General features: G+C 74.2%; 11 protein-coding genes. 9 read left to right on the plus strand and 2 right to left on the minus strand.

Annotation, left to right across the window (positions count from 1 at the left end; translation table 11 throughout):
* The first annotated feature begins 47 nt into the window (after positions 1-47).
* Both BN2279_RS18120 and BN2279_RS18125 read left to right on the plus strand, forming a co-directional pair.
* The gene (locus BN2279_RS18120) at positions 48-857 is read left to right on the plus strand and encodes an ABC transporter ATP-binding protein (RefSeq protein WP_059010817.1); all 810 of its coding nucleotides are present in this window, start codon (positions 48-50) and stop codon (positions 855-857) included.
* Positions 854-1,591, plus strand: a complete 738-nt coding sequence (locus tag BN2279_RS18125; protein ID WP_059010819.1) for an ABC transporter permease — start codon at positions 854-856, stop codon at positions 1,589-1,591. The genes BN2279_RS18120 and BN2279_RS18125 overlap by 4 nt, the downstream gene beginning before the upstream one ends.
* 26 nt (positions 1,592-1,617) lie before the next feature.
* Here the strand turns inward: BN2279_RS18125 and BN2279_RS18130 are convergent, their stop codons facing one another.
* Positions 1,618-2,550 carry a Ppx/GppA family phosphatase gene (locus tag BN2279_RS18130; protein WP_059010820.1) on the minus strand — a complete coding sequence of 311 codons (933 nt, stop codon included), beginning with the start codon at positions 2,548-2,550 and terminating at the stop codon, positions 1,618-1,620.
* 36 nt (positions 2,551-2,586) lie between these two features.
* Between BN2279_RS18130 and BN2279_RS18135 the strand changes: the two genes are divergently transcribed.
* Together BN2279_RS18135 and ilvD are read left to right on the plus strand one after the other, a co-directional pair.
* Positions 2,587-3,510 carry a DUF3109 family protein gene (locus tag BN2279_RS18135; protein WP_059010822.1) on the plus strand — a complete coding sequence of 308 codons (924 nt, stop codon included), beginning with the start codon at positions 2,587-2,589 and terminating at the stop codon, positions 3,508-3,510.
* Positions 3,511-3,609: 99 nt separating this feature from the next.
* Positions 3,610-5,454, plus strand: coding sequence for a dihydroxy-acid dehydratase (ilvD, locus tag BN2279_RS18140; RefSeq protein ID WP_059010824.1), 1,845 nt, complete (start codon positions 3,610-3,612; stop codon positions 5,452-5,454).
* A 13-nt stretch (positions 5,455-5,467) separates the two neighbouring features.
* Here ilvD and BN2279_RS18145 read toward each other — a convergent pair whose 3' ends face one another.
* A complete protein-coding gene (locus BN2279_RS18145; protein WP_059010826.1) occupies positions 5,468-7,657 on the minus strand; it encodes a protein kinase domain-containing protein in 2,190 nt (729 codons plus the stop codon).
* Positions 7,658-7,774: 117 nt separating this feature from the next.
* On the opposite strand from BN2279_RS18145, the gene BN2279_RS18150 reads away from it, so the two are divergent.
* The 5 genes from BN2279_RS18150 (at position 7,775) to proC (ending at position 10,100) form a co-directional block, all read left to right on the plus strand.
* Positions 7,775-8,299, plus strand: a complete 525-nt coding sequence (locus BN2279_RS18150; protein ID WP_059010828.1) for a hypothetical protein — start codon at positions 7,775-7,777, stop codon at positions 8,297-8,299.
* A gap of 121 nt (positions 8,300-8,420) precedes the next feature.
* On the plus strand, positions 8,421-8,750 hold the full coding sequence (locus BN2279_RS18155; protein WP_059010830.1) for an ArsR/SmtB family transcription factor: 330 nt from the start codon (positions 8,421-8,423) through the stop codon (positions 8,748-8,750).
* Positions 8,747-9,034, plus strand: coding sequence for a hypothetical protein (locus BN2279_RS18160; protein WP_407702264.1), 288 nt, complete (start codon positions 8,747-8,749; stop codon positions 9,032-9,034). The genes BN2279_RS18155 and BN2279_RS18160 overlap by 4 nt, the downstream gene beginning before the upstream one ends.
* 29 nt (positions 9,035-9,063) lie before the next feature.
* On the plus strand, positions 9,064-9,213 hold the full coding sequence (locus BN2279_RS29465) for a hypothetical protein (protein ID WP_159037261.1): 150 nt from the start codon (positions 9,064-9,066) through the stop codon (positions 9,211-9,213).
* A gap of 80 nt (positions 9,214-9,293) precedes the next feature.
* A complete protein-coding gene (gene proC / locus BN2279_RS18165; protein WP_059010832.1) occupies positions 9,294-10,100 on the plus strand; it encodes a pyrroline-5-carboxylate reductase in 807 nt (268 codons plus the stop codon).
* Positions 10,101-10,176 lie beyond the last annotated feature (76 nt).

Below are 10,176 nucleotides of genomic sequence, written 5' to 3' on the forward strand. Positions count from 1 at the left end.
CGTGTCCCCGCTTGACCGGGGGCGGTGCGCGGGTGGATATTAAACGCATGATGAATAAAACTGGCGCGGGCGCCCCCGGACGGGAACCGGCGGTGCGGGCGAGCGGCCTGCGCGTCGCCCGCGGCGGCGCCGAGGTGCTCAGAGGGCTGGACTTCACGGTGGAACGCGGCACCGTCACCGGACTGCTCGGGCCCTCCGGCTGCGGCAAGACCACGCTGATGCGGGCGGTCGTCGGCGCCCAGGCGCGGGTCACCGGCTCGCTGGAGGCGCTCGGCCGCCCGGCGGGCAGCCCGGCGCTGCGGCGGCGGCTCGGCTATGTCACGCAGGCGCCGTCCGTCTACACGGACCTGACGATCCGGCAGAACCTCGACTACTACGCGGCCGTCCTCGGCGTCCCGCGCGCCGGGCGGCGCGACGCGGTCGACGCGGTGCTCGCCGACGTGGACCTCACGGCCCGCGCCGACGCCCTCGCCGCCGACCTCTCCGGCGGCCAGCGCTCCCGCGTCTCCCTCGCCGTCGCCCTGCTCGGCACGCCCGAGCTGCTGGTGCTGGACGAGCCGACCGTGGGCCTGGACCCGGTGCTGCGGCGGAGCCTGTGGGGGCTGTTCCACCGGCTCGCCGCCGAGCGCGGCACCACGCTGCTGATCTCCTCGCACGTGATGGACGAGGCCGACCGCTGCGATCGGCTGCTGCTGATGCGGGCCGGCCGCATCCTCGCCGAGGGCACCCCGGACGATCTGCGGGAACGGACGGGCGCGGCGTCGGTGGAGGAGGCGTTCCTGCGGCTGGTGGACGCCGACGAGAAGGAAGAGAACGAGAACGAAGAGGGCGAGCGGAAGGCGAAGGTGACCCCGTGAACGCGACCCGGACCCTGGCGACGGCACGGCGCGTGCTGCTCCAGCTCCGCCACGACCCGCGCACCATCGCGCTGCTGCTGCTGGTGCCCGTGCTGCTCCTGGTCCTCCTCCACTACGTCTACGACGCCGACCGCGGCGCGTTCGACTTCATCGGCTCCTCGCTGCTGGGCATCTTCCCGATGGTGACGATGTTCCTGGTCACGTCGATCGCCACGCTCCGCGAGCGCACCTCCGGCACGCTGGAGCGGCTGATGACCATGCCGCTGGGACGCGGCGACCTCATCGCCGGATACGCGCTGGCCTTCGGCGTCCTCGCCGTCGCCCAGGCCGGGCTGGCGACGGGCGTGGCGCTGTGGTTCCTCGACCTGGACATCGCGGGCTCGCCGTGGCTGCTGCTCCTGGTGGCGCTGCTCAACGCGCTGCTGGGCACCGCGCTCGGCCTGTTCGTGTCGGCGTTCGCCGCCTCGGAGTTCCAGGCGGTGCAGTTCATGCCCGCGATGATCTTCCCGCAGTTGCTGCTGTGCGGCCTCTTCGCGCCGCGCGACAGCATGCAGCCGCTGCTGGAGTACGCGTCGAACGTGCTGCCCATGTCGTACGCGGTGGACGGGATGACCGAGGTCCTGCGCCACCCGGACGTCACCGGGGACTTCACGCGGGACGTGATCGTGGTGGCGTCGGTGGCCCTCGGCGTGCTGGCGCTCGGCGCGGCGACCCTCCGCCGCCGCACGGCATGAGCCGCACGGCATGACCGGCCGGGCGGTCAGGCGGAGCGCATGTGGTCCAGGTTGCGGAGGATCACGCCCTCGCGCAGGGCCCACGGACAGATCTCGACGCTCTCCACGCCGAACAGGTCCAGCGCCGCCTCCGCCACCAGCGCCCCCGCCGCGAGCTGATGGGCGCGGCCCTCCGAGACGCCGGGCAGCGCCAGGCGCTCCCGTCCCGGCATCTCCGCCAGCTTCTGGCCCCACGTGCGCAGGTCCTCGCGGCTCAGCACCCGCCGCACGTACAGACCGTCGGCGGTGCGGGCCGCGCCCGCGAGGCGCGCGAGCTGCTTGAACGTCTTCGACGTCGCCACCACCCGGTCCGGCGTCCCGAAGCGGGTGAAGTCGCCGACGACGCCCGCGATCCCGGTACGGATGTCCCGCCGCAGCGACCTGACGTCCGCCGGCGACGGCGGGTCGCCGGGAAGCCGGGCCGCCGTCAGACGGCCCGCGCCCAGCGGCAACGAGGCCGCCACGTCCGGCGCCTCGTCCACACCGAGGGCGATCTCCAGCGAGCCGCCGCCGATGTCGAACATCAGCAACCGCCCCGCCGACCAGCCCAGCCACCGCCGCGCCGCCAGGAACGTCAGCCGCGCCTCCTCGGCGCCCGACAGCACCTGGAGCTCCACCCCGGTCTCCTGGGCGACCCGCGTCAGCACGGCGTCCGCGTTGGTCGCCTCCCGCACCGCCGACGTCGCGAACGGCAGCAGATCCGCGACCCCTTGCTCCTCCGCGACCTCCAACGCCTCGCGCACCGTGGCCACCAGCCGGTCCACGCCCTCGGCGCCGATCGCGCCGTCCGCCTCCAGCAGCTCGGCGAGCCGCAGCTCCGCCTTGTGCGAGTACGCGGGCAGCGGGCGCGCGCCGGAATGCGCGTCCACGACCAGCAGGTGGACCGTGTTGGAACCCACGTCGAGAACACCGAGCCTCATGAACGTCAACGCTACCCCGCCCTCTACCCTGTCGGTGTGGCGAAGACGAAGAGGGCGAAGCCGGGCAGAACAGCCAGCACGGCCACGGCGTCCACGGCGGTCACGGCCGTCGAGCCGCTCGACGGCGCGCGGCGCAGGGCCGCCGGGGACGAGGTCCCGCTCGATCACCCCAGGGCGTGGGTCGAGTTCCCCGACCCCGCCGACGCGGAGCAGGTCTTCCGCTGCGACCTCACCTGGCTCACCTCCCGCTGGCAGTGCGTCTTCGGCCGAGGCTGCCAGGGCATCGAGGCGGGCCGCACCGCCGACGGCTGCTGCACCCTCGGCGCGCACTTCTCCGACGAGGACGACGAGCGCCGGGTCGCCGGGCACGCGGCCCGGCTGACGCCCGCCACCTGGCAGTTCCACGCCGAGGGAACCGGCGACGGCGGCTGGGTCGAGCTGGACGACGAGGGCGACCGGCGCACCCGCCGCCACCAGGGCGCCTGCATCTTCCTCAACCGCCCCGGATTCCCCGGCGGCACGGGCTGCGCGCTGCACACGCTCGCCCTCGGCGAGGGCCGCGAGCCGCTGGAGACCAAGCCGGATGTCTGCTGGCAGCTTCCTGTCCGCCGGACCTACGAGTGGGTCGAACAGCCGGACGGCGAGCAGCTCCTGTACGTGTCGATCGGCGAGTACGACCGGCGCGGCTGGGGCCCTGGCGGCCACGACCTGCACTGGTGGTGCACGGGCGCGCCCGCCGCGCACGGCGCGGCAGAGCCGCTGTACGTCACCTACCGCCCCGAGCTGATCGAGCTGATGGGCGAGCAGGGGTACGACCGGCTCGCCGACCTGTGCGCCGTCCGCCTCGCCGCCGGGGCCGCCGTACTCCCGCCCGGCGCGAAGCCGTTGCCGCTGCTCGCGCCGCACCCGGCCGACCCGGTGTGCGGGGCGTCACACCCCGCCGGGGAACCCGCACGGTGAGCGGCGTCTCGCATCCCGGTATCCGCGTCCCGGACGCCGGGCCGGAGGCGTAGCCTCGACAAGGTAGCTCCAGCCTCCTTCGAGAGAGGACGAAAGACCATGGCGACGCTGAGGTCCCGCACAGTCACCCACGGCCGCAACATGGCGGGGGCCCGCGCCCTCCTGCGGGCCGCCGGCGTAGCGCGCGAGGACTTCGGCAAGCCGATCATCGCCGTGGCCAACAGCTTCACCGAGTTCGTCCCGGGCCACACCCACCTCCAGCCGGTCGGCCGGATCGTCTCCGAGGCGATCTCCGCGGCGGGCGGCATCCCCCGCGAGTTCAACACGATCGCCGTCGACGACGGCATCGCCATGGGCCACGGCGGCATGCTCTACTCCCTGCCGTCCCGCGACCTGATCGCCGACTCCGTGGAGTACATGGTGGAGGCGCACTGCGCCGACGCCCTGATCTGCATCTCCAACTGCGACAAGATCACCCCGGGCATGCTGATGGCCGCGCTGCGGCTGAACATCCCGACCGTCTTCGTCTCCGGCGGCCCGATGGAGGCCGGCAAGACCACCCTGGTCGACGGCACGGTCCGCTCCAACCTCGACCTCGTCCACGCGATGTCCGAGGCCGTCGCCGACACCACCTCGGACGAGGACCTGCTGCGCATCGAGGAGGCCGCCTGCCCGACCTGCGGCTCCTGTTCCGGCATGTTCACCGCCAACTCGATGAACTGCCTGGTCGAGGCCCTGGGCCTGGCCCTCCCCGGCAACGGCTCGGTGCTCGCCACCCACACCGCGCGCCGCGCGCTGTACGAGGCGGCGGGCCGCACCGTCGTCGAGGTCACCCGCCGGTACTACGAGCAGGACGACGCCACGGTCCTGCCGCGCGCCGTCGCCGGCCGCGCCGCGTTCGAGAACGCGATGGCCCTCGACGTCGCCATGGGCGGCTCCACCAACACGGTGCTGCACCTGCTGGCCGCCGCCCGGGAGGCCGGGCTGGACTACACGATGGCCGACATCGACGCCGTCTCGCGCCGTGTGCCCTGCGTCTGCAAGGTCGCCCCCAACGGCTCGTACCACATGGAGGACGTCCACCGGGCCGGCGGCATCCCCGCCATCCTGGGCGAGCTCCAGCGCGGCGGCCTGCTCAACGAGGACGTGCACTCCGTCCACTCCGACTCGCTCGGCGAGTGGCTCAAGCGGTGGGACATCCGCGGCGGCTCGCCGTCGCCCGAGGCGGTCGAGATGTTCCACGCGGCGCCCGGCTGCGTCCGGTCCGCCACCGCGTTCTCCCAGTCCGAGCGGTGGGAGACGCTGGACACCGACGCCGCGAAGGGCTGTATCCGCGACGTCGCGCACGCCTACTCCCAGGACGGCGGCCTCGCCGTCCTGTCCGGCAACCTCGCCGTGGACGGCTGCGTCGTGAAGACCGCCGGCGTGGACGAGTCGATCTGGACCTTCGAGGGGCCCGCGGTCGTCGTGGAGTCCCAGGAGGAGGCCGTCGACGCGATCCTCACCAAGCGCGTCACCGAGGGCGACGTGGTCGTCGTCCGCTACGAGGGCCCGCGCGGCGGCCCCGGCATGCAGGAGATGCTCTACCCCACGGCGTTCCTGAAGGGCCGCGGCCTGGGCGCGAAGTGCGCGCTGATCACCGACGGCCGGTTCTCCGGCGGCACCTCCGGCCTGTCCATCGGCCACGTCTCCCCGGAGGCGGCGGCCGGCGGCACGATCGCCCTCGTCCGCGACGGCGACCGCATCCGCATCGACATCCCCGGCCGCGCCATCGACCTGCTGGTGCCCGAGGAGGAGCTGGCGGCCCGCCGGGAGGCGCTCGGCGGCCGGTACGCGCCCGTCGCCCGTGAGCGCAAGGTGTCCCCGGCGCTGCGCGCCTACGCGGCGATGGCCACCAGCGCCGACAAGGGTGCCGTGCGGGACATCTCCAAGCTGGAGGGCTGACCGGCCGGGGGCCTCACAGCTCCCGCAGCGCGTCCAGCGGCGTGGCGTACAGCGTGTTCCCCAGGGTCACCACGTACGCCACGCCGTCCGCGATCAGCGGCGCCGGGGCCCAGGCGTCCGAGCCGGGGCCCGGGGTGCCCGGGTGCGGCTCCCCGCCGCGCAGCACCTCGCCGTCGGCCGCGTCCACCTCGTACAGCCGGCCGTCGCCGTCCGACAGGTACAGCCGCCCGTCCGTGAACGCCGGCTCGGAGGCCGTGCCGATGCCGGTCTCCGCCGTCCACAGCTCCTCGCCCGCCGCCGGGTCCACGGCCGTGATCGCGCCCGCCGTGTCCGAGGCGTAGACGATGCCGTCCGCGACGACCGTGCGCGGGTCGGCGGGCCGCGACAGCGGGGTCCTGGTCCACGTGCCGTCCGTCAGATCCAGCCGCAGCACGGCCGTGACCACCGGCAGCTCGGTGTCGAACTCCTGGAAGTACGCGGCGTCCCGGTCCATGCCGACCGACTCCAGGTAGCCGGCGGCGTCCTCCGGCGGACGCCGGGGCGCGCTCCACGCCTCCCGGCCGTCCGCGTCGATCAGCATCAGCTCCGGATCGGCGCCGGTCTCGTCCACGCGGGTCTCCACCAGGGCGTACGAGCCGCTGCTCACCGTCCGGGTGATGTACCGGCCCGGCGCCGACCACTCGCCGACCTGCGTCGGCGAGTCCACGTCGTAGAACCGCAGGGTGCTGTCGCCGTTCTGGAGGACCAGCGTGCCCCGGACGCGCAGCAGGTCACCGGTCAGCTCGGGGGCGTCGATCTCCCACAGCTCCTCGCCGTCCTCGGAGTACGTCACCACGCCCTTGTCCGAACGCGCCAGGACCGCTCCTCCCGTGCTGAACGCCGACGGCCCGCCGACCGCGTCGCGCGGACCGCTGTGCCGCCACAGCTCCGTCCCGTCCCGGCCCAGCACCACGGCCAGCGTGCCGCCCGCCGAGCAGAGCACGTGCGCCGTGGTCGGTACGCAGGAGAAGCCCTCGGTGGCCGCGTCGCGCACCCCGAGGTCCTGGAGGTCCAGCTCCCAGGGCCCGGACGGGCCGTCCACCCCGGTGGTGCTCCCGGCGGCGTCCCCGCCGGTGTCCACCGCGCTGTCCGCGGTGCCCTGGTCCGTACCGGCCGTCCGGGCCAGCCAGATCCCCACGCCGGCGGCGACCACGGCCAGCGCCGCCGCCGCGGCGGTCAGGCGCCGCCTGCGGCGTGCCCCCGGCGAGGCCCGGGTCTCCGCCGTGTCCGCCGTGCCCGCCGTGTCCGACGGGTCGCGCGGGCGCCGCGCCGCCAGGCCGTCGCGCCACACGGGGGACTCGCGGACCACCGCGGCCTGCGCGCGGGTGTCCGCCCACTCCGCCATCCGCAGCAGCGCCGACACCTCCGGCCGCCGCTCGGGGTCCTTCGCCAGGCACAGCCCCACCAGATCGCGCAGCGCCTCCGGCAGGTCGCCCAGATCGGGCTCCTCGTGCACCACCCGGTACGCCACCGCCAGCGGGTCGGCGCCCGGCGGCCCGCCGGCCTCGAACGGGCTGCGCCCGGTCACCGCGAACGCCACCACCGCGCCCAGCGCGAACACGTCCGCCGCCGCCGTCACCTCGCCGTCCCCGGTGAGCTGCTCGGGCGCCATGAACGGCGGCGACCCCAGCACCGCGCCGCGCTCCGTCAGCCGGTGGCTGTCGCTGAGCGCCCGGGAGATGCCGAAGTCGATGACGCGGACACCGTCGTCGGCCAGCAGCACGTTCGCCGGCTTCAGGTCCCGGTGCACCAGCCCGGAGCGGTGGATGTCCTGCAACGCCTCGGCGAGCTGCGCGCCGACGCGGGCCGCCTCGCGGGCGGTCAGCGGCCCCTCGCGCTCGACGCGGTCGGTGAGCGAGCCGCCCGGCACGTACAGCGTCGCCAGCCACGGCGGGTCGCCCTCGGGGTCGGCGTCGACGACGGGCGCGGTGAACGCGCCGCTCACGCGCCGGGCCGCCGCCACCTCACGCCGGAACCGGTCGCGGAAGCCGGGGTCCTCCGCGTACTCGCGGCGGATCATCTTGATGGCGAGCTGCCGGCCCGTGACCGTCCGGGCGAGGTGGACCACCCCCATGCCGCCGCTGCCCAGCCGCCGTTCCAGCACGTAGTCGCCCAGCCGCTCGGGCGGGGCGTTCCCGCCCGCCGTCCCGCGGTGGTCCGTCATGACGCCCCCCGAATGCCCGTCTGCCCGCAACAGCGTACGACGCGCGCCGGCCCGGCCACCGGCCCAGGTCCGGGCGGGCCGGCGTACGCCTGGGAAGGGTTGGCCATAATCGACCGCATGTCCACCTCACAGCCGCAAAGTCCCCAGAACCCGCACACCGGCGCCCCCGGCGACGCACCCCGGCCGGACCCGATCCGGTTCTACGGCACGTCGTGGGTCGAGCACACCGGCGGCTACGCCGCGCGCCGCGCCGGGCTGGCGGTCGCGACCGCGCTGCTGACGGCGGCGGGTGCCCTGGTGCTGTGGCTCGGCTACCTCGGGCTGCGGAACTCCGAGACGGCCGGCTGGCTGCGGGCCCTCGTCGTGCTGGCGTTCGTCATCTGCACGGTCATGGCGTTCATGCGGACCTGGGCCGGTTACGCCAGGCCCGCCGACGACACGGTGGACGAGTCGGCGTTCCGCAGCATCAAGGTGGTCGGCTTCGTCGGCGTGCTCCTGGCGTACCTGCTGCGCACGCTGGTGGAGGCGCCCGGCGAGAAGCTGCGGCGCATGGACTACGACGCCGCGCTCGACCGCCACCGGCGGCTGACCTCGAAGCGGTCCCGCAATCCCGCCCGGCGCAAGCGGCGCGGAGCCGCCTGACCGGGGAAGGCGTCCTAGGGGACATCCCTGAGCGGCCCCGGACATGTGTCAGACCGAATTGACACGTCACTCGCCGCGCTGCCAGCCTGAAGCCGCACCACCTGGGAACGGAAGGGTCGCCATGAGCGGGGACGAGCTGCTGAAAGTCCTTTCCGCGCTCGGCAATCCGCACCGGATGCGGATCATCGCCGCGCTCGCCGCCGAACGGAACTACGTCAGCAGACTGGCCCGCGAGATCGGCATGAGCCGCCCCCTGCTGCACATGCACCTCCAGCGTCTGGAGGCGGCCGGACTGGTCGTCGGCTCGCTCGAACTGTCGCCGGACGGCAAGGCCATGAAGTTCTTCGAGGTGGCGCCCTTCATGTACGAACTGACGCCGCGCACTGTCGCGGAGGCGGCCGGGACGCTCACGGTGGCGGACCCGCGGGGGAAGAAAGAGGACGCGCGGTGAACGACTCACTGACCACGATGGCGGACGACGCGGCCGGCGTCTGGGCGGCCGGCCTCGGCACGGCCGGCCTGTTCGCGCTGCTGATCGTGATCGTCTGGCAGATCGCCTCGACGTGGCGCGCCCGGATGCTGGCGACGCGCGAGGAGGAGTACAAGCGGCTGACCGTGAAGTACGCGGAGCTGCTGGAGGACAACACCGAGATCCTGCGCCGCTACACCGACGAACTCGGTGAGACCCGCAAGTCCGTGGCCGCGATGGAACGGATGCTGCGGGAGGTCGAGTGACGCCCGCCCCAGGGGAGGAACGAAGAACGATGCGTGGCCTGAACAGACTCGTCCCCCGCCTGCTGCCCGCGCCCCGCGGCGACTACGCCAACGACGGCTTCCCCGTCGAACACCCCCGGCCCCGCGTTCCCGCGCCACGCGACGCACGCGACCCTCGGCGCGAGCACCGGGCGGGCTGACCTCGAAGCCCGGCCGGGCCGGGTGGGAGGATGGCACGGACCCCCGTCCCTCCTCCCGCACGGACAAGGTGAGCCGCGTCATGACCCAGAAGATCGCCGTCCTCGGCACCGGAAAGATCGGCGAGGCGCTCCTCGGCGGCATGCTGCGCGCCGGCCGGGCGCCCGCGGCCCTGCTGGTCACCGCGCGCCGGGCCGAGCGCGCCCAGGCGCTGCGGGCCCGTTACGGCGTGGACGGCGTCGGCAACGCGGAGGCCGCCAAGACCGCCGACTTCCTCATCCTCGCCGTCAAGCCGCAGGACATGGGCACGCTGCTCGACGAACTGGCCGCGCACATCCCCGCCGACCGCCTGGTCATCTCGGCGGCGGCCGGGATCACCACGGACTTCGTGGAGTCCCGCCTCACACCCGGCACCCCCGTGGTGCGGGTGATGCCCAACACCCCGGCCCTGGTCGACCAGGCGATGTCCGTCATCTCCGGCGGCACGCACGCCACGCAGGACCATCTCGCGCACGCCGAGGCCATCTTCGGCGGCGTCGGCAAGACGCTGCGGCTGCCCGAGTCCCAGCAGGACGCGGCGACCGCGCTCTCCGGCTCGGGACCGGCCTACTTCTACTACCTCGTCGAGGCGATGACCGACGCCGGCATCCTCCTCGGCCTGCCGCGCGACAAGGCCCACGACCTCATCGTGCAGGCGGCGGTCGGCGCGTCCGTGATGCTGCGCGACAGCGGCGAACACCCCGTGACCCTCCGCGAGGCGGTCACCTCCCCGGGCGGCACGACGATCAGCGCGATCCGCGAGCTGGAGAACCACGGCGTCCGCGCCGCCCTGATCGCCGCCCTGGAAGCGGCCCGTGACCGCAGCCGCGAACTGGCCTCCGGCGCGTAACCCCGCCCCCACGGCGAACCCGTTCCCTCTACACCTCTGCTGCCTGCGCCGACGAGGACTAGCCGCCCCCCCTGCG

Source organism: Streptomyces specialis (assembly GCF_001493375.1).
Lineage (GTDB): Bacteria > Actinomycetota > Actinomycetes > Streptomycetales > Streptomycetaceae > Streptomyces > Streptomyces specialis.

Bases quoted from the DNA above. Each gene is read 5' to 3' on its own strand.
- BN2279_RS18120 (WP_059010817.1), top strand. From the start codon at position 48: ATGATGAATAAAACTGGCGCGGGCGCCCCCGGACGGGAACCGGCGGTG.
- BN2279_RS18130 (WP_059010820.1), bottom strand. From the start codon at position 2,550: ATGAGGCTCGGTGTTCTCGACGTGGGTTCCAACACGGTCCACCTGCTG.
- ilvD (WP_059010824.1), top strand. From the start codon at position 3,610: ATGGCGACGCTGAGGTCCCGCACAGTCACCCACGGCCGCAACATGGCG.
- BN2279_RS18145 (WP_059010826.1), bottom strand. From the start codon at position 7,657: ATGACGGACCACCGCGGGACGGCGGGCGGGAACGCCCCGCCCGAGCGG.
- BN2279_RS18150 (WP_059010828.1), top strand. From the start codon at position 7,775: ATGTCCACCTCACAGCCGCAAAGTCCCCAGAACCCGCACACCGGCGCC.
- BN2279_RS18155 (WP_059010830.1), top strand. From the start codon at position 8,421: ATGAGCGGGGACGAGCTGCTGAAAGTCCTTTCCGCGCTCGGCAATCCG.
- BN2279_RS29465 (WP_159037261.1), top strand. From the start codon at position 9,064: ATGCGTGGCCTGAACAGACTCGTCCCCCGCCTGCTGCCCGCGCCCCGC.
- proC (WP_059010832.1), top strand. From the start codon at position 9,294: ATGACCCAGAAGATCGCCGTCCTCGGCACCGGAAAGATCGGCGAGGCG.